Source organism: Litorisediminivivens sp. KMU-197 (genome assembly GCF_056858395.1).
Genome location: NZ_JBXEQG010000003.1, coordinates 169,435 through 194,707, shown reverse-complemented (window position 1 = coordinate 194,707; position 25,273 = coordinate 169,435). Strand labels below are relative to the sequence as shown.

General features: G+C 65.3%; 20 protein-coding genes. 10 read left to right on the top strand and 10 right to left on the bottom strand.

What is annotated here, in order from left to right:
• Nucleotide 1 precedes the first annotated feature (1 nt).
• Entirely contained in the window at nt 2-1,303 is a 1,302-nt protein-coding gene (gene hisD / locus AC04PT_RS08775; protein WP_482873273.1) for a histidinol dehydrogenase, read from the bottom strand.
• A 335-nt stretch (nt 1,304-1,638) separates the two neighbouring features.
• On the opposite strand from hisD, the gene AC04PT_RS08770 reads away from it, so the two are divergent.
• The 3 genes from AC04PT_RS08770 to AC04PT_RS08760 all read left to right on the top strand — a co-directional run bounded on the left by AC04PT_RS08770 (nt 1,639) and on the right by AC04PT_RS08760 (nt 4,546).
• Nucleotides 1,639-2,556 (top strand): sugar ABC transporter substrate-binding protein, encoded by a 918-nt coding sequence (locus AC04PT_RS08770; protein ID WP_482873272.1) that lies wholly within the window; start codon nt 1,639-1,641, stop codon nt 2,554-2,556.
• A gap of 94 nt (nt 2,557-2,650) precedes the next feature.
• Complete coding sequence (locus AC04PT_RS08765) at nt 2,651-3,763, top strand: ABC transporter permease (protein WP_482873271.1); 1,113 nt, start codon at nt 2,651-2,653, stop codon at nt 3,761-3,763.
• Nucleotides 3,764-3,766: 3 nt separating this feature from the next.
• Nucleotides 3,767-4,546: an ATP-binding cassette domain-containing protein gene (locus AC04PT_RS08760; RefSeq protein WP_482873270.1), complete on the top strand. Its 780-nt coding sequence runs from the start codon at nt 3,767-3,769 to the stop codon at nt 4,544-4,546.
• 187 nt (nt 4,547-4,733) lie between these two features.
• Here AC04PT_RS08760 and AC04PT_RS08755 read toward each other — a convergent pair whose 3' ends face one another.
• A complete protein-coding gene (locus tag AC04PT_RS08755; RefSeq protein ID WP_482873545.1) occupies nt 4,734-5,438 on the bottom strand; it encodes a winged helix-turn-helix domain-containing protein in 705 nt (234 codons plus the stop codon).
• 65 nt (nt 5,439-5,503) lie between these two features.
• Nucleotides 5,504-5,743, bottom strand: coding sequence for a hypothetical protein (locus AC04PT_RS08750; protein WP_482873269.1), 240 nt, complete (start codon nt 5,741-5,743; stop codon nt 5,504-5,506).
• 184 nt (nt 5,744-5,927) lie between these two features.
• Here AC04PT_RS08750 and AC04PT_RS08745 point away from each other — a divergent pair, with 184 nt between their 5' ends.
• From AC04PT_RS08745 to AC04PT_RS08725, 5 genes are all read left to right on the top strand, one after another.
• Nucleotides 5,928-6,344, top strand: a complete 417-nt coding sequence (locus AC04PT_RS08745; RefSeq protein ID WP_482873268.1) for a hypothetical protein — start codon at nt 5,928-5,930, stop codon at nt 6,342-6,344.
• 234 nt (nt 6,345-6,578) lie between these two features.
• Nucleotides 6,579-7,211 carry a ribonuclease HII gene (locus AC04PT_RS08740; RefSeq protein ID WP_482873267.1) on the top strand — a complete coding sequence of 211 codons (633 nt, stop codon included), beginning with the start codon at nt 6,579-6,581 and terminating at the stop codon, nt 7,209-7,211.
• Nucleotides 7,212-7,299: 88 nt separating this feature from the next.
• A complete protein-coding gene (locus AC04PT_RS08735; RefSeq protein ID WP_482873266.1) occupies nt 7,300-8,415 on the top strand; it encodes a DNA methyltransferase in 1,116 nt (371 codons plus the stop codon).
• 352 nt (nt 8,416-8,767) lie between these two features.
• Nucleotides 8,768-10,315 carry a murein biosynthesis integral membrane protein MurJ gene (murJ, locus tag AC04PT_RS08730; protein ID WP_482873265.1) on the top strand — a complete coding sequence of 516 codons (1,548 nt, stop codon included), beginning with the start codon at nt 8,768-8,770 and terminating at the stop codon, nt 10,313-10,315.
• Nucleotides 10,312-11,796 (top strand): phospholipase D-like domain-containing protein, encoded by a 1,485-nt coding sequence (locus tag AC04PT_RS08725; RefSeq protein ID WP_482873264.1) that lies wholly within the window; start codon nt 10,312-10,314, stop codon nt 11,794-11,796. Before murJ ends, AC04PT_RS08725 begins: the two co-directional genes overlap by 4 nt.
• Before the next feature lie 166 nt (nt 11,797-11,962).
• Here the strand turns inward: AC04PT_RS08725 and AC04PT_RS08720 are convergent, their stop codons facing one another.
• Nucleotides 11,963-12,646, bottom strand: a complete 684-nt coding sequence (locus AC04PT_RS08720; protein WP_482873263.1) for a rhomboid family intramembrane serine protease — start codon at nt 12,644-12,646, stop codon at nt 11,963-11,965.
• Between the two features lie 94 nt (nt 12,647-12,740).
• Between AC04PT_RS08720 and trpS the strand changes: the two genes are divergently transcribed.
• On the top strand, nt 12,741-13,775 hold the full coding sequence (gene trpS, locus AC04PT_RS08715; RefSeq protein WP_482873262.1) for a tryptophan--tRNA ligase: 1,035 nt from the start codon (nt 12,741-12,743) through the stop codon (nt 13,773-13,775).
• Between the two features lie 42 nt (nt 13,776-13,817).
• On the opposite strand, the gene AC04PT_RS08710 is transcribed toward trpS, so the two are convergent.
• The 6 genes from AC04PT_RS08710 to AC04PT_RS08685 form a co-directional block, all read right to left on the bottom strand.
• Complete coding sequence (locus tag AC04PT_RS08710) at nt 13,818-15,047, bottom strand: GAF domain-containing sensor histidine kinase (protein WP_482873261.1); 1,230 nt, start codon at nt 15,045-15,047, stop codon at nt 13,818-13,820.
• A gap of 217 nt (nt 15,048-15,264) precedes the next feature.
• On the bottom strand, nt 15,265-16,149 hold the full coding sequence (locus tag AC04PT_RS08705) for a bifunctional 5,10-methylenetetrahydrofolate dehydrogenase/5,10-methenyltetrahydrofolate cyclohydrolase (protein WP_482873260.1): 885 nt from the start codon (nt 16,147-16,149) through the stop codon (nt 15,265-15,267).
• Nucleotides 16,146-17,039: a bifunctional methylenetetrahydrofolate dehydrogenase/methenyltetrahydrofolate cyclohydrolase FolD gene (folD, locus tag AC04PT_RS08700; protein ID WP_482873259.1), complete on the bottom strand. Its 894-nt coding sequence runs from the start codon at nt 17,037-17,039 to the stop codon at nt 16,146-16,148. The genes AC04PT_RS08705 and folD overlap by 4 nt, the downstream gene beginning before the upstream one ends.
• Before the next feature lie 111 nt (nt 17,040-17,150).
• Nucleotides 17,151-18,827: a formate--tetrahydrofolate ligase gene (locus AC04PT_RS08695; protein ID WP_482873544.1), complete on the bottom strand. Its 1,677-nt coding sequence runs from the start codon at nt 18,825-18,827 to the stop codon at nt 17,151-17,153.
• Nucleotides 18,828-18,882: 55 nt separating this feature from the next.
• Entirely contained in the window at nt 18,883-21,654 is a 2,772-nt protein-coding gene (gene fdhF / locus AC04PT_RS08690; RefSeq protein ID WP_482873258.1) for a formate dehydrogenase subunit alpha, read from the bottom strand.
• A gap of 19 nt (nt 21,655-21,673) precedes the next feature.
• Entirely contained in the window at nt 21,674-23,431 is a 1,758-nt protein-coding gene (locus AC04PT_RS08685) for an NAD(P)H-dependent oxidoreductase subunit E (protein WP_482873257.1), read from the bottom strand.
• Between the two features lie 420 nt (nt 23,432-23,851).
• Between AC04PT_RS08685 and AC04PT_RS08680 the strand changes: the two genes are divergently transcribed.
• Nucleotides 23,852-25,270 (top strand): cytochrome ubiquinol oxidase subunit I, encoded by a 1,419-nt coding sequence (locus tag AC04PT_RS08680; protein ID WP_482873256.1) that lies wholly within the window; start codon nt 23,852-23,854, stop codon nt 25,268-25,270.
• The last annotated feature ends 3 nt before the right edge of the window (nt 25,271-25,273 follow it).

Below are 25,273 nucleotides of genomic sequence, written 5' to 3'. Positions count from 1 at the left end.
GTCATCCGTTCAGCTTGCGCAGCCGGGCCGTGACCGACAGCCCGTGCGCTTCAAGGCTTTCCGACTTCGCCAGCACCTCGGCCGCCGGGCCGCAGGCGCGAAGGGCATCGGGGGTGAGCTGCGAAATCGTGGTCCGCTTCATGAAATCCAGCACCGATAGGCCCGACGAGAACCGCGCCGAGCGTGCGGTGGGCAGCACGTGGTTGGGGCCGCCGACGTAATCGCCGATGGCCTCGGGCGTCCATTGACCGAGGAAGATGGCGCCGGCGTGGGTGATCTTGTCCGACAGCGCCTCGGGATCGGCGACGCAAAGCTCAAGGTGTTCCGGCGCGATGCGGTCGGACAGCGCCGCCGCCTCGTCGAGGTCGCGCACCGTGATGACAGCGCCGAAATCGCGCCAGCTGGCACCGGCAATTGCGCGGCGGTCGAGGGTTTCAAGGCGCTTGTCCACGGCCTCTGCCACGGCGCGGCCGAACGCGGCGTCTGTGGTGATCAGCAGCGATTGCGCGCTTTCGTCGTGTTCCGCCTGGCTCATCAGGTCGAGGGCGATCCAGTCAGGGTCGTTGTCGGCGTCGGCGATCACGAGGATCTCGGACGGGCCGGCGATCATGTCGATGCCGACCTTGCCGAAGACGCGGCGCTTGGCGGCGGCGACGAAGGCATTGCCGGGACCGGTGATCTTGTCGACGGGCGCGATGGTGTCGGTGCCGTAGGCCAGCGCGGCGATGGCCTGCGCGCCGCCGATGCGGTAGACCTCGTCGACACCGGCCAGCCGGGCGGCATAGAGCACCAGAGGGTTCACCACGCCGTCGGGCGTCGGCACGCAGATCGCCAGCCGGCCGACGCCTGCCACCTTGGCCGGGATCGCGTTCATCAGCACCGACGACGGGTAGGACGCCAGACCGCCGGGCACGTAGAGCCCCGCCGCCGATACCGGCGTCCAGCGCCAGCCCAGCGTCGCGCCTTCGGGATCGGTCCAGCGCTGGTCATCGGGGATCTGGCGGACGTGGTAGGCGCGGATGCGTTCGGCCGCGGTTTCCAGCGCCGTGCGCTCGGCGGCACCGACCTCGGCGCAGTGCTGTTCGATCTCGTCGGATGAAAAGGCGAGGCGGTCGGCGGTCAGCGCCATGCGGTCGAAGCGTTCGGTCAGCTCGATGACCGCGTCGTCCCCCCGCGCACGCACCGCGGCGATGATTGCCGCGACGGTGTCGTCGACGTCGGGGCTGTCTTCACGCTTCGCGGTCAGCAGCGCGCCGAAGGCCGCGTCGAAACCTTCATCCTGGGTCGAGAGAAAGACGGGCATGGGGCGGGCTCCTGCAGACACGCGCGCAGACATAGACCGCCGGGCCGGAAGGCTCAAGCGGCGCGCACCCCGGGCAGGCGCCCTTCGGACCGGCAGCGCCCGGTCGTCACAGGTTGGCGCGGGGTGAACAGGGCGCGCGGCCATTAAACCTTGCCTGAGTTATTGTTTTGCGTAACAAATCAACTGTCCGGAGTCTGGGAGGAGGACGGACGACAAGTAGGATACCTCTGCTGGTGTGTCGCGTCACAAGCGCCCGGGACAAGGGCCGTGGCCAGCAGCATCTTGGCTGACGCGCCAAGACAGGGGGTCCGCAATTACCAACGGGAGGACCAACCATGAAGAAAACCCTGATCGCCGCCGCTGCCGCGTCGATGGTAGCGCTACCTGCGCTGGCACAGGACGAACGCTATGTCGTCATCACCCACAGCCAGGGCACCGACCCGTTCTGGCCGGTGGTCGAGAAAGGCGCCAAGGACGCTGGCGAGGCGATCGGCGCCACGATCGAATACAACTACGACCCCTCCGGCGACATGGCCGGCATGGCCAAGCTGATCGAATCCGCGGCGGCGACGCAGCCGGACGGCATTATCACCTCGCTGCCCGATGCCGACGCGCTTGGCGGCGCGATCAAGGCGGCAGTCGATTCGGGGATCCCGGTGATCACCATGAATTCCGGTCTCGAATCGTCCAAGGACGTCGGCGCGCTGATGCACGTCGGCCAGCCCGAGAAGGACGCGGGCTTCGCCGCCGGTCAACGGGCCAAGGCGGAAGGCGTGACCAAGGGACTCTGCCTCAACCAAGAGGCCTTCAACACCGCACTGGTCGACCGCTGCACCGGCTATTTTGACGCCATGGGGGCCGAACTGAACCAGATCGACGTGTCGAACGACCCGGCGCAGATCAAGACCCGCACCGCCGCGGCGTTGCAGGCCGATCCCGAGATCGACGGACTGCTGGCGGTTGGCCCGCACGTCTGCGAAGCGGCCTATGACGCGGTTGAGGAAGTTGGCGCAGAGGTACACCTGGCCTGTTTCGACATGAGCCCCGGCGTGATCAACATGATCAAGGACGGCAAGGCTGCATTCACCATCGACCAGCAGCAATACCTGCAGGGCTTCATGCCGGTCATGGTGCTGCACCTCTACAACAACTACGCAGGCATGCTGCCGGGCGCCAACATCCCGTCGGGCCCCGGTTTCGTCGATGCGTCGAACGCCGAGAATGTCGAGGCTGAGGCCGGCGTGAACCGCTGATCCGATGCACTTGCTCGCAGACTGAACAGATCGCAGCCGGGGGTTCGCCTCCGGCTGCGTCTTTTCTGAACGACCACGGGAGGGACAGGGACCAATGAGCGGAAGAAGCGAATCAGACCGACGGCAACAGGAAACGAAGTTTCAGCAACTGATCAGGCGGCCGGAGGCCGGGGCTTTCATGGTGATGATCGTCGCCATCGTGGCAATCACCCTCGCGTCGAACGGCAACGCACTGAATGCCCTGGGGATCAAGAACAACCTCGCCATCATCGCGCAGTTCGGCATCATCGCCACCGGCGCGGCGATGCTGATGATCGCGGGCGAATTCGACCTGTCGATCGGCTCGATGATCGGCTTCTCCGGCATGTCGATCGCGATGATGCTGAAATGGGGCCTGCCCTTCGGGTTGGGCGAGGCGACGCCGATGGCGGCCTTTTTCATCACGCTGGCGATGACCCTGTCGCTGGGCTGGCTGATCGGCACCATCGTGGTGCGCTCGGGTCTGTCGAGCTTTATCGTCACGCTGGCCTTCCTGTTCTTCCTGCGCGGTACAACCGAGGTCTGCTTCCGCCTGATCAACCAGTCGACGCAAATTTCGGGCCTGCCGGATTACAAGGAGACCTCGTGGTTCGCCAACATCTTCGGCGGCGAGGCCTTCGGCTGGCTCTATGACCTCGCCTTTCAGATGGGGTTCAACCTCAACCGACGGGGCGAGCAATGGGTGACCGGTGTGGATGCCCGGGTCGTGTGGTGGATGGTAATCGCGGGTGCCGCCTATATCATCCTGTCGCGCACCCAGCTGGGCAACTGGATCTTCGCCACCGGCGACAACAAGGAGGCCGCCCGCGCCAACGGTGTGCCGGTGAACCGGGTCAAGATCGGCCTGTTCATGTTCACCGCCTTCTGCGCCACCATCTTCGCCGCCTGCCAGGTGTTCGACACCAACACCGCTGACGCGGCCAAGGGCAACCTGATGGAGCTGAACGCCATCGCCATCGCGGTGGTGGGCGGCACGCTGATGACCGGCGGCTTCGGATCGGTGATCGGGGTGATCTTCGGCGCGGTGACCTTCGGACTGGTGGCCAACGCGGTGTTCTATATCCCGTGGCTCGACGGGTCGTGGTATCGGGTCTTCGTGGGCGTCGTCCTGCTGGCCGCCGTGTTCGCCAACGAACGCATCCGCAAACGCATCACGGGAGGGATCTGAGCCATGGTGGAACCGTATCTTCGGGTCGAGAACATCGTGAAGAAATTCGGCCCCTTCACCGCGCTCAGCGGCGTCTCGCTCGAGGTTCACCCCGGCGAGGTGCATGCGCTGCTGGGCGACAACGGCGCCGGCAAATCAACGCTGATCAAGGTGCTGGCGGGGGTGCATGAGCCGACCTCGGGGCAGCTTTACATCGAGGGCAAGCCGGTCAAGTTCCGCAATCCGCGCGACGCGTCGAACGCGGGCATCGGCACGGTCTATCAGGACCTCGCGGTGAACCCGCTCATCTCGGTCACGCGCAACTTCTTCATGGGGCGCGAGCTTTATCGCGGCCCGAAGGGGCTGGGGCTGCTGAAGATGGACGAGATGGACAGGATCGCCCATGACGAGATGCTCAAGATCGGCATCGACATCTCGGACCCGCAGCAGGCGGTGGGCACCATGTCGGGCGGCCAGCGGCAGACACTGGCAATCGCGCGGGCGATCTATTTCGGGGCCAAGGTGCTGATCCTGGACGAACCGACGAGCGCCCTGGGTCAGAAGCAGCAGATGGAGGTGCTGAAGACGATGATGCGCGTGCGCAAGCGCGGCGACATCGCGATCATCTTCATCACCCACAACGAGATCCACTCGCAGTTAGTGGCCGACCGATATACCTTCCTCGCGCTGGGACAGGTGATCGGCGCGGGCAGGTCGGGCGACCTGCACCACGACGAGATCCGCAGGCTGATGGCCGGTGGCGCCGAGATGGCCGATCTGGAGCAGGAATTGGCGGGGATCTGAGATCCTTGTTTCGCGGCGCTTGCGCTGCGTCGACACACTGGGGGCTTTGCCCCCAGACCCCCAGAGTTTACGGGCAAGATGAAGACCGGGCTCAGCACTCCATCTTCATCTTGCCGGGTAAACTGGTGGGGTGAGGCCGCAGGCCGAAGGGGGCAGCGCCCCCTTTGGGCGAGACGGTTGCGGCGGGTTACAGCACCCGGATCACATCCTTGCCGACCGACAGCATGTAGCCCTTGCGGGCGATGTTCTTGACCAGAAGTTCCGACACCAGCTGATTGCCGAGGGTATCGCGCAGACGCTTGATGCGGGTCGCGCCGGCGGCTTCTTCGCAATCCGAAGCGTCCTTGCCCGACACCACGGCTTCGATTTCGGCGCCTGATAGCACGTCGTCGTCCATGCGCGCCTCGGCCAGCACGCAGAGCGTCTCCATCGCGGCGTCGGTCAGCTTGAACCCCATGTTGTTGAGGTAGACCGTCCGCTCTTCGCGGCTGATCAGCAGCGACGACACCTGGATGCCGGAGCGCTCGATCTGCGCCATGCGGCGGTTGAGCGCGATCAGCATCACCAGAAACACCAGTGAGGCTACCAGCAGCGCCGTCGCGAAGATCAGCAGAACGAAGATCACCACGCGGTAGGAGGTCAGCGTCTCGGAGAACGCGGTGCCCGACAGGGCGAGGATCTCGAGCAGCTTGATCTCGGCATCGCTGGTCAGCGCATCGTTTTCCACGAAGATGCGTTCGACGCGGGCGTTGAAGGCATTGGCGTCGGGCAGGTTGAGAAACAGCAGGATCGCCGCCATCGCGAGGATCAGAACGACCGCGATGATGCCGCCCTGAACCACCAGACTACCTGACCGGCGCGCCTCCGAGGCGGTGGGTTCGTGATCCTGCACATGCGCCTCCCTGAACGATGCCTGAACGCCATGACGCCCCAAGGCACGCCGAAGGTCAACCACGCTTAGTGTTCTCCGACCGACAGGATCTTGAGCAGGGTGAGACCCTGGGCCGCGAGGGCCTGTTTCAGCTGCCGCTCGGCGTTCTCGACGGTGCAAGGCCCGGTGATGCGGGCGACCTCGTAGAACAGGGTCAGCGGGTCATCCCGCTTGGCCTTGTATTCGGCAAGACAGGCGGCCCCGGCCAGAGCCGGGGTCATCGAGAGAGTCGCGGCCAGCGCGAGGGATAAAAGCGTGCGTGTCATGCGCCCAAACTGGTGGAGACGCGGCTGTTTATCAATAACCTCAGGGGCTTTGCGCAGGTGTTATTCGATAACAACCCGCCGTTATTGCCTGTCTTGCCGGGTTCACCCCACCATCGGAGCATTACCGGTCCCCCGTCTGCCCGGGATCGTCGATGAAAGGAAGATCGCCCGAAAGGATATTCCCATGCCGCGCAAATTCGTTGCCGCCCTCGCCGCCGCTGCCGTGGCACTGACATCGCTATCGGCGGTGCCGGCCGCCGCGCATGACCGCAATCGCAACCTCGACCGCTTCATCGCCGGAGCGGGCGCCTTGCTGTTGCTGCACGAATTCAACAAGGGCCGGTCGAGCCTGCATTTCCGCAAGTTCTACGGCCACCGCGGGCTGGCCGTGCTGCCGCGCCATTGCCTGCGGCGGCTTGAGACCATCCGTGGGCCGGTGAGGATGCTGGGCCAGCGCTGCCTGGAACGCAATTATCGGCAGGCGTACCGTCTGCCGCAAGCCTGCAAGATACACGTCAAGACCTGGCGTCATGGCCGGAGGGTGACCCGCGTCGGTTACCAGCCCCGTTGTCTGAGACAACGCGGTTATCGCATCGGCTGATCCAGGGATTGCTTGATCCTGGTCGCTTGGGTCGAGCAGAGGTGCGGCTCACTTCCCCTGCGGTCCGCACCGCAACCGGGGCGCTCCTTCCGAGGGGCGCCCCGCATCTTTTGCGAGTTGAAGCGACGCGAGGCCGACCCTATGCGCCCGGCCCAGGGCCCGGGGCCACTGGGATTGCAGGGCACGGCCGTCTAATCCTTGCCATCACGCCACCCGCCGTCTTATCAGACCTGCATGAGCCAGCCTGATTACAGCTTCGAGATCACGGTCCGCACACGCGGGTATGCCCGCATCGCCGGCGTCGACGAGGTGGGCCGGGGCCCGCTGGCCGGGCCGGTGATGGCCGCGGCGGTGGTGCTTGACCCCGATTGCATTCCCGAAGGGCTGAACGATTCCAAGAAACTGAGCGAGGCCCGACGCCGCGACCTGCTGGCCGAGCTGGAAGCCTGCGCCCAGATCGGCATCGGCGTTGCCAGTGTCGAGGAGATCGACTGCCACAATATCCTGCGCGCCAGCCACATCGCCATGTGCCGCGCCGTGGCCGCCCTGCCCGAGCCGCCCGATTACCTGTTGATCGACGGCAACCTCCTGCCGCGCGATCTGACCTGCCCGGCCGAGCCGATCGTGAAGGGAGACAGCCTTTGCGTGTCCATCGCGGCGGCCTCGATTGTGGCCAAAATCAGGCGGGATTATGTCATGCGGGATTTGGCGCAACACTTCCCGGGATACGGCTGGGAGACCAACGCGGGTTACCCGACGAAAAGCCACAGGGCGGCGCTGACAAATCTTGGGGTCACCCCACACCATAGACGTTCGTTCAAACCGGTGCACAATATCTTGTATCAAGAGGAAAACATAACCTCTTGATTCAAAAAAGAAATTGACCGCGATTCGGCTTTGACTCATCCTTGTCTCAACCAACGAGCGCAAAATGCGCCGGGGACAGAGGCAGAAGATGAAGACAATGACCAAAGCCAAGGGCGCGCAAGCGCTCCCTCTCAACACGATTCTCGCCGGCGATTGCATCGAAGAGATGAACCGCCTGCCGGAAGCGTCCGTCGACCTGATTTTCGCGGACCCGCCCTACAACCTGCAATTGCGCGGCGACCTGCACCGGCCGGACAATAGCCGCGTCGATGCGGTCGACGATCACTGGGACCAGTTTTCATCTTTCGCGGCCTATGACCGCTTTACCCGCGACTGGCTGGCCGCCGCCCGCCGTCTTCTGAAACCCAACGGCGCGATCTGGGTGATCGGCTCTTACCACAACATCTTCCGCGTCGGCGCCGCGCTGCAGGACCAGGGCTACTGGATCCTCAACGACGTGGTCTGGCGCAAGTCGAACCCGATGCCGAATTTCCGCGGCAAGCGCTTTACCAATGCCCATGAAACCATGATCTGGGCGTCGAAGTCCGAGGGCGCGAAGTACACTTTCAACTACGAGGCGCTGAAGGCGCTGAACGAAGGTATCCAGATGCGTTCAGACTGGGTGCTGCCGATCTGCAATGGCGGCGAGCGTCTGAAGGATGCCGCCGGCGAGAAGGCGCATCCGACGCAGAAGCCGCAATCGCTGCTGCACCGGGTGCTGGTGGGGTCCACCAACCCCGGCGACGTGGTGCTCGATCCGTTCTTCGGCACCGGCACCACCGGCGCGGTGGCCAAGATGCTGGGCCGCGACTACATCGGGATCGAGCGTGAAGAGGCCTATCGGGACGTTGCCGAGAAGCGGTTGTCCAAAATCCGCAAGTTCGACCGTGACTGTCTTGAGGTGTCGGCCTCCAAGCGGGCCGCTCCGCGTGTGCCCTTTGGTCAGTTGGTCGAGCGCGGAATGCTGCGCCCGGGCGAAGAGCTATATTCGATGAACAAGCGCCACAAGGCCAAGGTGCGCGCCGATGGCACGCTGATCGGCGGCGATGTGCGCGGGTCGATCCACCAGGTCGGCGCGGCGCTGGAAGGCGCGCCAAGCTGCAACGGCTGGACCTATTGGCACATCCGGCGCGAGGGCAAGACCATCCCGATCGACGTCTTCCGCCAGCAGATCCGCGCCGAAATGGGTCACCGCCCCAACTGATCCGACTCTCAAGTCAAGAAACGACACCGCCGGTGCCGGGCCCCTCGCCCTAGGCACCCGACTGGCCCCGCCTTGCCCGGCGGGGCTTTTTTTGTGGCCTGTCCCGCCACAGCCGGATGTATTCCCCGCCCGTCCCGGACCCTGCTCCGGGACCTCCCTGCCGACCTTGGCGCAAGCCGTCGGGGCAGGGTCCGGGGCGCGTGTCGCGTGACGTGAAGTCATATGCCGCAGGGACCGGGTGGCCGGGCACGCCGCGGAACCCGCCCCCTTCCGCCGCGTTGGCCAATCGGATAAGCAAGCCCGTACCGCCCGCCCTGCCCCACTTCCGCCCTGCCATGAGGCCACGCAGAACATGAAACCGATCCGCCTGATCTCCGGCATGTTCACTGTCGGGCTATGGACGCTGATGAGCCGCGTCCTTGGTGTGGCGCGCGAGGTGATGATCCTCGGGCTGATCGGACCGGGGCCGGTGATGGACGCTTTCGTGGCCGCCTTCCGCCTTCCCAACATGTTCCGCCGGTTCTTTGCCGAGGGGGCCTTCAACGCGGCCTTCGTTCCGATGTTTTCCAAACGGCTGGAGGCCGAGGACGACCCCGTAGGCTTTGCCTCCGAGGCGTTCAGCGGGCTTGCCTTCATCCTGTTGTGCCTGACCGGTCTGGCGCTGGTCTTCATGCCGGCGCTGGTCTGGGCCACGGCCGAGGGTTTCACAGGCGATCCGCGCTTCGAGCTGACGGTGGACTATGGCCGGGTGGTGTTTCCCTATGTGCTGTTCATCTCACTGGCGGCGCTGTTCTCGGGCATCCTGAACGCCGCCGGTCACTTTGCCGCTGCGGCGGCGGCGCCGGTGCTGCTGAACGTCTTCGTGATCGCGACCATGGGTGTGGCCGCGCTGGTTGGCGGCCCCGTCGCCGCCGTGCTGATCTGGACCGTGCCCTTTGCCGGGGTCGCTCAGTTGGCGCTGGTCTGGGTTGCGGCGCGGCGGGCGGGCTTCCGGCTGGACTGGCGGATGCCACGGCTGACGCCCGACATGAAGCGGCTGGCGGTGATCGCCCTGCCGGCAGCACTGGCCGGGGGCGTGATGCAGGTCAACCTGCTGGTTGGCCAGCAGGTCGCGTCGCATTTCGACAAGGCTGTGGGATGGCTCTACGCCGCCGACCGTCTGTATCAACTGCCATTGGGCGTGGTCGGCATTGCCGCCGGCATCGTGCTGCTGCCCGACCTGTCGCGCAGGTTGAAGGCCGGCGATGATGCGGGTGCGCGTGACGCCCTGTCCCGCGCCAGCGAGTTTGCCTTCATCCTGTCGCTGCCCTGCGCCGTGGCGCTGGTGGTGATCCCGCTGCCGCTGGTCTCGGTCCTGTTCGAGCGCGGTGCCACCGGGCCGGACGACAGCGCGGCCATCGCCGTCGCCGTGGCGATCTATGGTCTGGGGCTGCCCGCCTTCATCCTGCAGAAGCTGCTGCAACCGATCTATTTCGCGCGCGAAGACACCCGCAGCCCGTTCCGCTATGCCGTCTGGGCGATGATCATCAACGCCGCCATCGCCATCGGCCTCGCCCCCGTGATCGGGTGGATCGCGCCGGCCATTGCGACCTCGCTGGCGGCCTGGGCGATGGTTGCCATGCTGGCCTTGGGCAGTCGCAAGTTCGGCGACACGGTGAAATTCGACACGCGCTTCCGGGCCCGCATCTGGCGCATCATCTTCGCATCCGTGGCGATGGGCGTGCTGCTCTGGGTGCTCAACGCCGCGTTCGGGCGGTTTCTTGTCACCGATTACATCCGCTACCCTGCGCTTGCGGTGCTGATCCTTGCCGGCGCGCTGGGCTACTTTGCCTTCGGCCAGGTCTTCGGCGCCTTTACCTGGACCGAGTTGCGCACCAAGATACGGAGGAAAAGCGCATGACCCGCCCGATCCCCCTGATCACCGCGTCCGAAGGCTTTCCCGAGATGGAGCGCGTCGCCGCCTCGGCGCAAGAAGAACTGCTGATGTCGTTCCGCATCTTCGATCCGACGATGCGGCTGCACAGCCCCGAGCTGAAAGAGCGTGGCCTTGAAACCTGGGTCGATCTTTTGCGCGAGATCACCGACCGGGGCGTGCGCCTGCGGGTGCTGCTGGCGGATTTCGACCCGTTCTTCACCAACGACCTGCACCAGTTCTCGTGGACGGCGGCAACCACCCTGCGTGACAGCCTGGATGGCGACGCGAAGGTGCTCTGCGCGCCGCACGGCCAGCAGGCCGGCTGGTTCTGGCGCTTCGTCATGCGGGGCCGCCTGCGCAAGGCACTGGCCGAGCTGGAGGCGCGCGACCCGAAACAGCTGACCCCGGTCGAAAAGGCGGCGCTGCGCGGCACCACCTACCTGCGCCCGGTGACCATCCACCAGAAGTTCATGATCGCCGACCGGGAACGCTGTATCATCGGCGGGCTCGACATCAACGAACGCCGGTACGACACGACCGACCACGACCGCCCGACCGAGCAGACATGGCACGACGTCGCCGTGCGCGTCGATGGCGGCATTGCGCATGCGCTGGTGTCGCATTTCGTCGAGACCTGGAACAATGCGCTTGACTGCGGCGGCGCACCGGAGGGCTTCGACCCGCAGCCGATGCCGCTGCCCGACAAGCGTGAGGAGGACAGCGAGCACCGGCTGCTGCGCACCTTTTCCGATCCCTGCCCCGGACCCAGCCGGTTGGGGCCCCGCACCAGCGTGAGCGAGATCGAGGAAACCACGCTCGACGTCATCGGAACCGCGCGGCACAGCATCTACCTCGAGACCCAGTTCCTGCGCCACAAACCGGTGTTCGACGCTCTGGTCGATGTTGCGGGACGCACCGAGACCAACCTGATAATCATTCTGCCGTCCTTTGCCGACCGGGTGCTGTTTGACGGCGACTTCGGCTGGGACGCGCGTCATGCCCATGCGCTTCAGGTGCGCGGGCTTACCCGACTGACCGAAGCCTATGGCGACCGGCTGGCCATCATCGCCCCTGCCATCCCTGCCGAGGCGCCTCCCGACGTGCCATCGATCCATGGCGCGGGTCCGATCTATATCCACTCCAAGGTGACGCTGGTGGACGACAGCCACGCCATCGTTGGTTCGGCCAACCTCAACGGCCGTTCGCTGCGCTGGGATACCGAGGCCTGCATTCACTATCGCGACCCCGAGGCCATCACCGACATGCGCAACCGGCTGGCGAAGGCATGGCTGCAGGAGGCTGCCGAGGGCGCAGACATCACCCGTGCGGAGACATGGGCGCAGATTTCCCGTGCCAATGCCGACCGCAGACCGGAAGAGCGTATCGGATTCGCCCTGCCCTACCCGCTGGGCAAGGTCCGCCGCTTTTCACGCCTGATCCCCTTCCTGCCGGACGACATGTTCTAATCGGCGGGCCGCGCCTCCGATCCCTTGGCGGAACGTCCCGCCGCAGCCTGTTCCCGATACATCGCGCCTTCCAAAAGCTACGAGTGCGCACCCAGGGCCACCATTGAGCCGTAGGCCGGGCTTCAGCCCGGCGGCCGCCACGCCGGGCTGAAGCCCGGCCTACGCATCACCGCCTGACCCGCGCGAGGAAGGCCGACCAGCCGCCCGGCGCCAGCAGAACCGCCAGGCCGAAGCCGGCCACGAAGCCCGCGAAATCCGCGGCCCAGGTGGCATCCCCGCCGAACAGCAGACCGAAGACCAACCGTATGAACATCAGCATGCCGATCAACGCGAAGGCGCGGGCCTGCGGGGCGCCCTCGTCCCCCAGACGGCGCCAGAGCAGCAGCGTGAAGCCTCCGATCAGCCCGTAGACGCCGGGAAACCCGCCGACCAGCGGCACCGGGTCGTCCAGAAGAAGCCCATAGACCCCTGCCCCCGTCACCGACGCGAAAAGGAACAGCGCGAGCGTCCGGACGCCACCCATGACCTCGCCCACCCATTTGCCCATCGCCAACAGCATCACGCCGACGAACAAGGCGTGGGTGAAATTTGCCTGCACAAAGGGGTAGGTCACGAAGCGCATGACGTGTTCCGGCGGCCAGATGCCGTTGGACAGCATCCAGTCGAAGATGTCGCCAGAGAAAGCGTAGCTCTGGATCGCCGAGAGCCGCCAGCCCACCGCCTGCGGCCCGCCGACATAGCCTTGCGCGCCGACCTGAAGGGTCAACTCGATCCCGGCCATTACCAGAAACAGCGCGGCGATGACCGGTGGCAGGGGATTGATCGGTGCCTGATTGACGGGATCGGACATGGCTGGGCTCACTTTGCTTTGGGCGCGTCGGCTTGACGGCCCCGGGTGCCATGGGTAAGCGCTGAACGACCGGAAATCCAGACGGAGAAACCCCATGACAGAGGGCGTCCAAACCCCATCTGCCTTCACCCCGCGCGTCTTCTCGGGCATTCAGCCCTCGGGGAACCTGCATCTTGGCAATTACCTTGGTGCGCTGAAGCGGTTTGCCGACAGCCAGAACAGCGGTGTCCAGTCGATCTATTGCATGGTGGACATGCACGCGATCACCGTCTGGCAGGACCCGGCCGACCTGCGCCGTGCCACGCGCGAACTGGCGGCAGGCTTCATCGCCTCCGGCCTCGATCCGGAACGTTCGATTCTGTTCAACCAGTCCCAGGTCAGCGCCCATGCCGAACTGGCGTGGATTTTCAACTGCGTGGCCCGCATGGGCTGGATGAAGCGCATGACCCAGTGGAAGGACAAGGCCGGGAAGAACCAGGAGAACGCCTCGCTGGGGCTGTTCGCCTATCCGGCGCTGATGGCGGCAGACATCCTGGCCTATCACGCCACGCATGTGCCGGTGGGCGAGGACCAGAAGCAGCACCTTGAGCTGACCCGCGACATCGCGATCAAGTTCAACAACGATTTCGGGGTGGACTTCTTCCCGATCCCCGAGCCGGTGATCGAGGGCACCGCGACCCGGGTGATGAGCCTGCGCGACGGCGCGAAGAAGATGTCAAAGTCGGACCCGTCGGACGCCAGCCGGATCAACCTGACCGACGATGCCGACACCATCGCCAAGAAGATCCGCAAGGCCAAGACCGACCCCGAGGCGCTGCCCTCGGAGGCCAAGGGTCTGGAAGACCGGCCCGAGGCGCGCAACCTGGTCAATATCTATGCCGCGCTGAACAATCAGACCGTGGCAGAAGTGCTGGCAGAGGCGGGCGGACGACAGTTTTCGGAGTTCAAACCGTTGCTGGCCGAGCTGGCGGTGGCGAAGCTGTCGCCGATCTCGTCCGAGATGGCGCGGCTGATGGGTGATCAGGCCGAAATCGACCGCATCCTCGGACGCGGCGCCGAGCGGGCGCGGGAAATCGCGACGCCGATCCTCGAACAAACCTACGACATCCTCGGGATGGTGCGCGGCTGAGCCGTCATCCTGCGGGTTGCGCGGCCCGGTCCCGGGCCCCGCTCACTCTTGCGGAAACAGCGGCAGGCGGAACGAGAAGGTCACCTCACCGTCGCCGCTTTTAACCTCGACGTGGCCATTGTGCGCCGTGGCGATGGCCGAGGCGATGTAAAGCCCCAGCCCAAGCCCGTCTCCACTGCCCGACCCCGCGCGGCGGAACGGCTCGAACAGCCGCTTGGTCAGATCGCCGCAGAGCGCCGGGCCGCGATTGGTGACGGAGACGTTCAAGCCCTCGGTGTCGCAGAAGGCATGCACCCGGATCGGGCCATCGCGTTCGCCGTGCTGTACTGCGTTCGACAGCAGGTTCGCGATAGCCTGCCCGACCCTGCGCGCGTCGCAGCTGACCGGCGCGTCGATTTCCATGTCCAGCACGATCTGGTTTTCGGGATAGGCCGCGCGCACTTCTTCCACCACCTGGGTGATCGCGTCACCGACCGGCGCATCGGCCAACACCTCGACCGCTATGCCACCGCCCAGCCGTTCCTTGGCGTGGAACATCATGTTGCCGATCAGGTCCTCCATCCGCATCACCGAGGCTCGCATGAGCGAAATCAGCTTGCGCCCGCGGTCGGTCAGGTCCTCTCCGTCAAGCTGGCGCAGGCCGGCCCCGAACGCTGCCACGGGATTGCGCAGGTCGTGGCCGAGGATGGCGAGAAATTCCTCGCGGGTCGCGGCGATGCTGCGTTCGTGTTCGACCATCATCTCCTGCGCGGTCAGGCGTTCCTCGGTTTCCAGGATCGCCCCGATGGCGGCGGCGAACATCTCGAACATGGCGATGACCTTGCGCCGCTTGATCTTGCGCGGCACCGTGTCGATGGCGCAGAGCGTGCCGAAGAAGCTGCCGTCGCGGCGGAAGATCGGGATCGACGCATAGGATACAATACCGAACTTGCTGGCGATCGGGTGGTTCAGATACTCCTCGTCGGTATTGACGTCGTCGAAGATCACCGCCACCGCCTGATCGCGCACCGTCTGGCAGAAGGTGTTCTCGATCTCGATCTCGTCGCCGGATTTCAGGCCGAAGTGAATCTCGTCCGAAGTGCGGCAGGCCACCCAGCGGTCGTTCGTCACCCGCGACACGGCGGCAAAGCGCATTCCCGTGGCCAGCCGCACGGTTTCGAGGATCACCGAAACGGTGTCACTGTTGACGATCAGTTCAATGTCGGATTGGAAGTCATGGGTGCCGGTCTGGAATGCGGCGTGATCCTGCATCTGGCTTTGGATACGGTTCATGTCAGGCGCAGGACTCCGGTCTTTCACTTGCATACCTGTGTCATCTAGTGCTTTCCACCGTATTCCAAGACAGTTTCCGTTAGCCAGGGTGCCGCAAACCCAGCTTACGTTGCGTAATCGCAACGTCAACCTTCCGATTTGGCATGGAAATTCCGTGACGGAGCCGCCGAATCCCGCGCGGGTCAGTCAGGCAGAGCCTGATGGGGTGCGGGGCCGCTTATCCGATCCAGCCGGCAGCCAGCTGCCTTTGGTGCGCGACCGTGGCGTTGCGCATCAGGATCGCCACCGTCACCGGCCCGACGCCGCCCGGCACCGGCGTGATCCAGCCCGCCACGTCGCAGACGGCGTCGGTGTCCACGTCGCCCACGATTCGCGTGCCGTCGCCATCGGTGATCTGGTTGATGCCGATGTCGATCACGGCAGCGCCCGGCTTGATCATCTCCGGCCCGACAAGATGCGCCTTGCCGACCGCCACCACGACGACGTCGGCACGTCGCGAATGCATCGCCACCGAGCGGGTCATGTGGTGGCAGACCGTCACCGTCGCGCCCTCGGCCATCAGCATCATCGCGGCCGGTTTGCCGACGATCTCGGAGTGGCCGATCATCACGATCTCAAGGCCCTCGAGGTCGAGCCCGGTTTCCTTGATCAACTCGACCGAGGCAGCGGCGGTACAAGGCGCCAGCGCGACGTCGGAATAGACGATGTTGCCGATCGACGCGGGGTTCATGCCCTCGACGTCCTTCAGCGGGTGGATCGCCGATTGCAGCGAGCGGACGTTGATGTGATCGGGCACCGGGCGTTGCAGGATGATGCCCAGCACGTCCGGATCATCGTTCATCTCGGTGATCAGCCGCTTGCATTCGTCCTGGGTGACATCGCTGTCCCAGAGCTGTTCGTCAAAGCGCAGGCCCGCGGCCTCGGCGCCCCGCGCCTGATTGCGGACATAGACCGCGACCTCGGGATTGTCGCCAATACTGATCGAGACCAGCCGTCCGACGCTGTCATGGCTGTCGACGTAGGCGCGCACCTCGCCCAGAATCCGCCGCCGGACGATCTTGCCGTCGATCAGCCGATGGTCCGGGCGCGGTGCGTCCTTCATGCCGTCAGACCTTCGGGCTCAGGCAGGCCGTTGGCACGGCAGCAGGCGGTCAGCGTGTTGGCCAGCAGGCAGGCGATGGTCATCGGCCCGACGCCACCGGGGACCGGGGTGATCGCGCCGGCCACTTCGGCGCAGCTGTCATAGTCGACGTCGCCCACCAGACGGGTGCCGCCATCGGGCTTGTCGATGCGGTTGATGCCGACGTCGATCACCGTCGCGCCCGGCTTGATCCAGTCGCCCGGCACCATCTGCGGACGGCCCACGGCGGCCACCACGATATCGGCGCCGCGCACCACGTCGGGCAGGTCCTTGGTCCGGCTGTGCGCAATCGTCACGGTGCAGCTGTCGCCCAGCAGAAGCTGCGCCATCGGCTTGCCGACGATGTTCGACCGGCCCAGCACCACCGCGTTCATGCCCGAGAGCGAGCCATGGTGGTCGCGCAGCATCATCAGGCAGCCCAGCGGCGTGCAGGGCACCATCGACTTCTGCCCGGTGCCCAGAAGCCCGACGTTCGAGATGTGAAACCCGTCCGCGTCCTTCGCCGGGTTGATCGCATTGATCACCAGGTCCGAGTTCATGTGATCGGGCAGCGGCAGTTGCACGAGGATACCATGAACGTCGGGATCATTGTTGAGCTGGTCGATCAGCGCCAGCAGGTCTTCCTCGGAGGTGTCGACATCGAGCTTGTGCTCGTAGCTGTTCATGCCGACTTCCTTGGTCATCTTGCCCTTCGAGCGGACATAGACCTGGCTCGCGGGGTCCTCGCCCACCAGCACCACGGCCAGCCCGGGCGTGATGCCGTGCTTTTCCTTCAGCGCCGAGACATGCTCGGCCACCTGGCCCCTCACCTTGGCGGCAAAGGCCTTCCCGTCAATGATCGTCGCACTCATGTCCCGCATGCCCTGTCCTTCTTCTGGCCAAAAATATCCCCGCCGGAGGCAGGAGCCGCTCCGCGGCGACCGGAGGCCGGGGGCTCGATGCCCCCGGCCTCCGCCCTTGTCTTAGAACAGGCCTTCGATCTGGCCCATGTCGTTCAGCATGATCGCTTCCGCCGAGGGCGTCCGCGGCAGGCCCGGCATGGTCATGATCTCACCGCAGATCACCACCACGAAGCCCGCACCCGCCGAAAGCCGCACTTCGCGGACCGGCACCGAATGGCCGGTGGGCGCCCCGCGCAGGTTGGGATCGGTCGAGAAGCTGTACTGCGTCTTTGCCATGCAGATCGGCAGGTTGCCATAGCCTTGCTCTTCCCATTCCTTCAGCTGGTTGCGGATCTTGCCGTCGGCCAGCACCTCGTCGGCGCGGTAGATGCGCTTGGCGATAGTCTCGATCTTCTGCATCAGCGGCATGTCGTCGTCGTAGATCGGCGAGAAGTTCGCCATGTTGGCGTCGGCGATCTCGGCCACCCGCTTGGCCAGCGCTTCCGAGCCCTTGGAGCCGAACTCCCAGTGCTGCGACAGGATCGCCTCCGAGCCATGCGCCTTGACGAAGTCCTTGACCGCCTGGATCTCGGCCTCGGTGTCGGTGACGAAGTGGTTGATCGCCACCACCACCGGAACGCCGAAGCTTTTCAGGTTCTCGATGTGACGGCCGAGGTTCGGGCAGCCTTTCTTGACGGCCTCGACATTCTCGGTCCCGAGGTCGGCCTTGGCGACGCCGCCGTTCATCTTCATCGCGCGCACGGTGGCCACGCAGACCACGACGGAAGGCGCGATGCCCGCCTTGCGACACTTGATGTTCATGAACTTCTCGGCGCCGAGGTCGGCCCCGAAGCCCGCCTCGGTGACCACGTAGTCGGCCAGTTTCAGCGCCGTGGTGGTGGCCGAGACCGAGTTGCAGCCGTGCGCGATGTTGGCAAACGGACCGCCGTGCACGAAGGCCGGGTTGTTCTCCAGCGTCTGCACCAGGTTGGGCTGCATCGCGTCTTTGAGCAGAACGGTCATCGCGCCATCGGCCTTGATGTCACGGGCATAGACCGGCGACTTGTCGCGGCGGTAGGCGACGATGATGTCACCCAGACGCTTCTGAAGGTCCTCGAGGTTCAGCGCGAGGCAGAGGCAGGCCATGACTTCCGAGGCCACGGTGATGTCGAAGCCCGACTGGCGCGGGAAGCCGTTGGCAACGCCACCGAGCGAGGTCACCACGTCACGGAGCGCCCGGTCGTTCATGTCCAGCACGCGGCGCCAGACCACGCGGCGCAGGTCGATCTCGGCCTCGTTGCCCCAGTAGATGTGGTTGTCGATCATCGCCGACAGCAGGTTGTGCGCGCTGGTGATGGCGTGGAAGTCGCCGGTGAAATGCAGGTTCATCTCTTCCATCGGCACGACCTGGGCGTAACCGCCGCCCGCCGCGCCGCCCTTCATGCCGAAGCAAGGACCGAGCGAGGCTTCGCGAATACAGACAGCCGCCTTCTTGCCGATCCGGTTCAGACCGTCGCCGAGACCCACGGTGGTGGTGGTCTTGCCCTCGCCCGCCGGCGTCGGGTTGATCGCCGTGACGAGGATCAGCTTGCCGTTCTTGTTGCCTTGCACGCTGTCGATGAAGCTCTGGCTGACTTTGGCCTTGTCGTGGCCGTAGGGCAGCAGGTCATCGCTGCTGATGCCCAGCTTGGCGCCGATCTCCTGGATCGGACGTTTCTGTGCTTCGCGCGCAATCTCGATGTCGGATTTGTAGGCCATGTCCTTCATGTCTCTCTCCGTTGGTGCCCGCGTGGCGGCGGGGCGGGGTTATGGGTTATTCGGCGACGAGGGGCGTTGCAGGCTCGACCCGCACCGCGGCGAACTTGAACTCGGGGATCTTGCCGTAGGGGTCCACGGCGGGGTTGGTCAGGATGTTGGCCGCCGCCTCGACATAGGCGAAGGGCACGAACACCATGTCGGGGCTGATCGCGCGGTCGGCGCGGGCCATGATCTCGATGGTGCCGCGCCGGGTGGTCAGACGCAGCATCTCGCCCGGTTCGACGCCGAGTTGGCGCAGGGTGGCGGGATGCATCGAGCAGTTGGCCTCGGGTTCGACCGCGTCGAGCACATGGCTGCGCCGGGTCATCGATCCGGTATGCCAGTGTTCCAGTTGCCGCCCGGTGGTCAGGATCATCGGGAACTCGGCATCAGGCGCCTCGTCCGGCGGGATGATGCTGGCGGGGGTGAACTTGGCCCGGCCCTCGGGGCGCGGGAAGCCGTCGCCGAAGACCACCGCCTGCCCCGGATCTTCCGGCGACAGAGACGGATAGGTCACCGCCTCGGTCTCCAGCCGGTCCCATGTGATGTTGGCGAGCGACTTCATGTTCAGCGCCATTTCGGCAAAGACCTCGCGCGGGTGCGTGTAGGTCCAGTTCAGCCCCAGCCGCTTGGCCAGATCGACGGTCACCGCCCAATCCTCGCGCGCCTCGCCCGGAGGCGCAACGGCGGGGCGCACCATCTGCACCTGCCGGTTGGTGTTCGACACGGTGCCCGACTTTTCATAGAGCGCCGAGGCGGGCAGGATCACGTCGGCATAGTTGGCGGTCTCGGTCAGGAAGATGTCCTGTACCACGAGGTGTTCGAGCTTGGCGAAAGCCTCGCGGGCGTGATCGACATCCGGGTCGGACATCGCCGGGTTTTCGCCCTGGATGTACATCGCCCTGGTGTTGCCGGCATGGATGTCATCGACAATCTCGGTGACGGTCAGGCCCTTCTCGTTCGAGAAATCCTCGCTGCCCCAGACGCTGGTGAAGGCATTGCGCACGCTGTCATCGGTGACCGACTGATAATCCGGCAGGAACATCGGGATCAGGCCGGCGTCGGACGCGCCCTGCACATTGTTCTGGCCGCGCAAGGGGTGCAGGCCGGTGCCGGGGCGGCCGACCTGGCCGGTCATCAGCGCGAGGCTGATCAGGCAGCGCGAATTGTCGGTGCCGTGGATGTGCTGGCTGACGCCCATGCCCCAGAAGATCATCGCCGACTTCGCGGTGGCGAAGGTGCGGGCCACGTCGCGCAGCACGTCGGCCTCGATGCCGCAGATCTCGGCCATCTTCTCGGGCGGGAACTGCTTGAGGTGTTCTTTTTCGGCGTCCCAGTTCTCGGTGAAGGCCTCGATGTACTGGCGGTCGTAGAGCCCCTCCTCGACGATCACGTTCATGATCGCGTTCAGCATTGACACGTCGGTGCCGGGGCGGAATTGCAGCCGGTGGCTGGCATAGCGCTTGAGGCCCACGCCGCGCGGGTCCATCGCGATCAGTTTCCCGCCGCGCTTGGCGAACTGCTTGAAGTAGGTCGCGGCGACGGGGTGGTTCTCGATCGGGTTGGCACCGATGACGATCGCGACGTCGGCATTCTCGATTTCGTTGAAGGTGGCGGTGACGGCACCGGAGCCCACGTTCTCGATCAGCGCCGCCACGGAAGAGGCGTGGCAGAGCCGGGTGCAGTGATCGACGTTGTTGTGGCCAAAGCCCTGACGGATCAGCTTCTGGAACAGGTAGGCTTCCTCATTGGTGCACTTGGCCGAGCCGAAGCCGGCGATGGCCTTGCCGCCATGCGTCTGCGCCAGCCGGGCCATGCCGCCGGCGGCGGCGTCCAGCGCCTCGTCCCATGTGGCTTCGCGGAAATGTGTGGACAGATCGCCAGGATCGACGTTCAGCCCCTTCGGGGGCGCATCCTCGCGCCGGATCAGCGGCTTGGTCAGGCGGTGCGGGTGGTGGATGTAGTCGAACCCGAAGCGGCCCTTGACGCAGAGCCGGCCTTCGTTGGCGGGGCCGTTGATGCCCTCGACATACTTGACCTTGCCGTCCTTGACCTTGAGCGACACCTGGCAGCCGACGCCGCAGAACGGGCAGACGCTCTTGGTTTCGCTGTCATAATCCTCGCTGTCGCCGACCTGGTTCTCATCGACCACGGTCGAGGGCATCAGCGCTCCCGTCGGGCAGGCCTGCACGCATTCGCCGCAGGCCACGCAGGTGGATTCACCCATCGGATCGTTGATGTCGAACACCGGATAGGCATCATGGCCGCGACCGGCCATGCCGATCACGTCGTTGACCTGAACCTCGCGGCAGGCACGGACGCAAAGCCCGCACTGGATGCAGGCATCGAGGTTGACCGACATCGCGACGTGGCTGTCATCGAGCAGCGGAATGCGGCCTTCTTCCAGCTTGGGAAAGCGGCTTTCCGCGACGCCCTGCGCCTCGGCCATGTCCCACAGGTGGGACGACTTGTCGTGCGCGACCTCTTGCTCGGGCTGGTCGGTGACCAGAAGCTCCATCACCATCTTGCGCGCATTGGTCGCGCGGGCGTTGTTGGTGGTGACAACCATGCCCTCGGAAGGTTCGCGGATGCACGAGGCCGCGAGGACGCGCTCGCCCTCGATCTCGACCATGCAGGCGCGGCAGTTGCCATCGGGGCGATAGCCGGGCGCGGGCTTGTGGCAGAGGTGCGGGATGACGAGGCCGCGACCGTTGGCGACCTCCCAGATGGTCATGCCGGGCTGGGCCTGAACCTCTTGTCCATCGAGGGTGAATGTTACGGTTTTCACGTTTGCTCCGTCCGGCATCTCAGCTCTCCCCGCCTTCGAGTCCCTGTCGGGTGCCATACCCATCTTCCGGCGGTACGCCCGCCGCGGACCCGCCGACCTCATCGGCGAAATGTTTCATGGTCAGGCGGATCGGGTTCGGCGCCGCCTGTCCCAGCCCGCAGATGCTGGCATCGCCCATCGCGGTGCAAAGCTCTTCCAGCAGTGACGCGTCCCAGGTCTCGGCCTGCATCAGCTTCACGGCCTTTTCGCAGCCGACCCGGCAGGGCGTGCACTGGCCGCAGCTTTCATCCTCGAAGAACCGCAGCATGTTCAGCGCGGCGTCGCGGGCCTTGTCCTGATCGGACAGGACGACGACCGCAGCCGAACCGATGAACGACCCATGCGGTTGCAGCGTGTCGAAATCCAGCGGCACGTCGTCCATCGACGCGGGCAAGAGGCCCGAGGACGGCCCGCCCGGCTGGTAGGCCTTGAAGCTGTGGCCCTCGGCCATGCCGCCGCAGGCCTCGATGATGTCGGTGATCGTCGATCCGGCGGGCAGCAGGTAGACGCCCGGCTTGGCCACCCGGCCCGAGACCGAGTAGCTGCGCAGCCCCTTGCGGCCATTCAGCTCGGTCGTGTTCAGGCACTCCGGCCCCTCGCGGCAGACCCGCGCGACCCAGAGCAGCGTTTCCACGTTGTGGACCAGCGTCGGGCGGTTGAACACGCCGACCTGCGCCACGTAGGGCGGCCGGTGACGCGGCAGGCCGCGTTTGCCCTCGATCGACTCGATCATCGCGCTTTCTTCGCCGCAGATGTAGGCCCCGGCGCCGCGACGCAGGTCGATATAGCCCTTGGCGACCACCCCGGCCTCTTCCAGCGCGGCAATCTCGCGGCGGAGGATTTCCAGCACGGCGGGGTATTCGTCGCGCATGTAGATGAAGCAGGTCTCCGCCTCGACCGCCCAAGCGGCGATCAGCATGCCTTCAAGGAACAGGTGCGGCGTGCGTTCGAGGTAGTAGCGGTCCTTGAAGGTGCCCGGTTCGCCCTCGTCACCATTGACGGCGAGGTAACGCGGGCCTTCATTGCCGCGCACGAAGCCCCACTTGGTACCGGAGGGGAAGCCCGCACCGCCAAGCCCGCGCAGCCCGCTTTCCTTGACCTTGGTCTGAACCTCTTCCCAGTCGCCATTGTCGCGCAGGTCGGACAGCGTTTCGTAACCACCCTGGGCCACGTAGGCGTCATAGCCTTCGTAATCCGGCAGATGCGCATGGGTATCGCCGGCGGCGATGGCGGCCTGCACCTTCTCGGGCGTGGCGTGGTCGATGTGGTTGTGGCCCAGTTCCAGAACCGGCGCGGTGTCGCAGCGGCCCATGCAGGGCGCGCGCAGCACGCGGACCTGCGATGCGTCCAGACCGTCCTCCAGCGCCTTCTGCAATTGCTGCGCGCCGGCCATCTCGCACGACAGCGAGTCGCAGACCCGGATGGTCAGCGCCGGCGGCGGCACCTCGCCTTCGCGCACGACGTCGAAATGCGCATAAAAGCTGGCGGTCTCGTAGATCTCGGCCTGCGCGATGCGCATTTCTTCGGACAGGGCCCGCAGGTGGGCTGCGCTCAGGTGGCCATGGGCATCCTGGATCAGGTGAAGGTATTCGATCAGAAGGTCGCGGCGGCGGGGCCGGTCGCCCAGCAGCGCCTGGACCTCGGCCAGTGCGGCATCGTCCAGCTGGCGGCCCTTCGGGGTCTTGCGCCCGCGCCCCTTGCCCGATTTCCACACGCCCTTGGTGTCATCCAGTGCCATGACGGCCTCCCAACCAATATTTCACCTGTATGAATGTTATTTTCCTACAGGTCAACGTGATCTTGCCGTCAATTGCGCGCACAGGTCAACGCGCGCTTGCCGTCAATTTCGCTGAGCCGATAGGCATTCCGCAGTTTGTTCATTGCCACGTTTCCAATGCGCTACGTCGTCCATACACGGCGAAACCGGTTCATATCCGACATCGGCAGCGGATCGCGCACCTTGGACTTGCCTGCAATTTTGCGAGGCAAGCGGTGACCGTCGGCGCCGCTTGGCGCACCATGGTGTACCGGCCGCAGCTTACAGTGATTCTTCCAAAACGGCGACAAAGCGGCGCAGGGACCGGGCGCCGCGTGGACCGCACCGGGCCTCAGCCCTATGTCGATCTCATGACCAAGGTTCGCGGCGGGGTGACTGATGATGTTGGACGGCTTCTCGGCAGAGACCCTCGCGCGGTTCCAGTTTGCCTTCACGGTGTCGTTTCATATCATCTTCCCGGCCTTCTCGATCGGGCTTGCCAGCTACCTCGCGGTGCTCAACGGCATGTGGATCCGGACGCGTGACGAGACCTACCTGACGCTCTTCAACTACTGGAAGAAGATCTTCGCCGTGGCCTTCGGCATGGGCGTGGTGTCGGGCATCGTCATGTCCTACCAGTTCGGCACCAACTGGTCGGTGTTCTCGGACAAGGCCGGGCCGGTGGTGGGGCCGCTGATGGCCTACGAGGTGCTGTCGGCCTTCTTCCTCGAAGCCGGCTTTCTGGGGATCATGCTGTTCGGGCGGCACCGTGTGGGCGAAGGTCTGCACATGCTGGCCACCGCCATGGTCGCCATCGGCACGCTGATGTCGGCGACCTGGATCCTCAGCGTGAACAGCTGGATGCAGACACCGGCAGGCTTTTCGATCGCAGAAAACGGCCAGTTCGTGCCCGAGGACTGGTGGCAGATCGTCTTCAACCCCTCGTTTCCCTACCGGCTGGTGCATATGGTTCTGGCGGCCTTCCTGACCACGGCGCTGGTGGTCGGCGCGGTGGGCGCGCTGCACCTTCTGCGCGACCGGACCGAGGCCGAGGCGCGGCGCATGTTCTCGATGGCGATGTGGATGCTGGCGCTGGTGACGCCGCTGCAGATCCTCGCCGGTGACATGCACGGCATCAACACGCTGGAGCACCAGCCCGCCAAGGTCATGGCGATGGAGGGCCATTTCGACAGCCACCCCGACGGCGCGCCGCTGATCCTGTTCGGCATTCCCAACCAAGACGAGGCACGCGTCGATTACGCCGTGCAGATCCCTAAGCTGAGTTCGCTGATCCTCAAGCATCACCTCGATGCGCCGCTGGACGGGCTGGACACCATCCCCGACGACGAGGAACCGCCGGTCGCCATCGTCTTCTTCGGTTTCCGCGTCATGGTGGGGCTGGGCTTCGCCATGCTGGGGCTGGGATTGTGGAGCCTCTGGGCGCGCTGGCGCGGAACGCTGCACGACAGTCGCTGGCTGCACCGCGCCGCGCTGGCAATGGGGCCCATGGGTTTCGTCGCGGTGCTGGCCGGGTGGATCACCACCGAGGTCGGCCGCCAGCCGTTCACCGTCTATGGCCTCTTGCGAACCTCCGACAGCCTCGCGCCGGTGGATGCGCCTGCCGTCGCAGCCTCGCTCATTGCCTTCATCCTTGTCTATTTCGCTGTCTTCGGGGCCGGGACCTATTACATCCTGCGCATGATGAACAAACGGCCGGGCACCATGCGGCTGGGCCTGCGGGACGGACCGATCCGCACCGCCGGGCTGACCCCGGCGCAGCAGGTCGACCAGGACGAAATGACACGCGAACAGGGAGCCTGAACC

Excerpts from the sequence above, each read along its gene's own strand:
- AC04PT_RS08710 (WP_482873261.1), bottom strand. The coding sequence starts at position 15,047 with ATGAACCGTATCCAAAGCCAGATGCAGGATCACGCCGCATTCCAGACC.
- AC04PT_RS08770 (WP_482873272.1), top strand. The coding sequence starts at position 1,639 with ATGAAGAAAACCCTGATCGCCGCCGCTGCCGCGTCGATGGTAGCGCTA.
- hisD (WP_482873273.1), bottom strand. The coding sequence starts at position 1,303 with ATGCCCGTCTTTCTCTCGACCCAGGATGAAGGTTTCGACGCGGCCTTC.
- AC04PT_RS08740 (WP_482873267.1), top strand. The coding sequence starts at position 6,579 with ATGAGCCAGCCTGATTACAGCTTCGAGATCACGGTCCGCACACGCGGG.
- murJ (WP_482873265.1), top strand. The coding sequence starts at position 8,768 with ATGAAACCGATCCGCCTGATCTCCGGCATGTTCACTGTCGGGCTATGG.
- AC04PT_RS08705 (WP_482873260.1), bottom strand. The coding sequence starts at position 16,149 with ATGAAGGACGCACCGCGCCCGGACCATCGGCTGATCGACGGCAAGATC.
- AC04PT_RS08765 (WP_482873271.1), top strand. The coding sequence starts at position 2,651 with ATGAGCGGAAGAAGCGAATCAGACCGACGGCAACAGGAAACGAAGTTT.
- AC04PT_RS08725 (WP_482873264.1), top strand. The coding sequence starts at position 10,312 with ATGACCCGCCCGATCCCCCTGATCACCGCGTCCGAAGGCTTTCCCGAG.
- AC04PT_RS08695 (WP_482873544.1), bottom strand. The coding sequence starts at position 18,827 with ATGGCCTACAAATCCGACATCGAGATTGCGCGCGAAGCACAGAAACGT.
- AC04PT_RS08685 (WP_482873257.1), bottom strand. The coding sequence starts at position 23,431 with ATGGCACTGGATGACACCAAGGGCGTGTGGAAATCGGGCAAGGGGCGC.
- AC04PT_RS08735 (WP_482873266.1), top strand. The coding sequence starts at position 7,300 with ATGAAGACAATGACCAAAGCCAAGGGCGCGCAAGCGCTCCCTCTCAAC.
- AC04PT_RS08720 (WP_482873263.1), bottom strand. The coding sequence starts at position 12,646 with ATGTCCGATCCCGTCAATCAGGCACCGATCAATCCCCTGCCACCGGTC.
- AC04PT_RS08745 (WP_482873268.1), top strand. The coding sequence starts at position 5,928 with ATGCCGCGCAAATTCGTTGCCGCCCTCGCCGCCGCTGCCGTGGCACTG.
- folD (WP_482873259.1), bottom strand. The coding sequence starts at position 17,039 with ATGAGTGCGACGATCATTGACGGGAAGGCCTTTGCCGCCAAGGTGAGG.
- AC04PT_RS08760 (WP_482873270.1), top strand. The coding sequence starts at position 3,767 with ATGGTGGAACCGTATCTTCGGGTCGAGAACATCGTGAAGAAATTCGGC.
- trpS (WP_482873262.1), top strand. The coding sequence starts at position 12,741 with ATGACAGAGGGCGTCCAAACCCCATCTGCCTTCACCCCGCGCGTCTTC.
- AC04PT_RS08750 (WP_482873269.1), bottom strand. The coding sequence starts at position 5,743 with ATGACACGCACGCTTTTATCCCTCGCGCTGGCCGCGACTCTCTCGATG.
- AC04PT_RS08680 (WP_482873256.1), top strand. The coding sequence starts at position 23,852 with ATGTTGGACGGCTTCTCGGCAGAGACCCTCGCGCGGTTCCAGTTTGCC.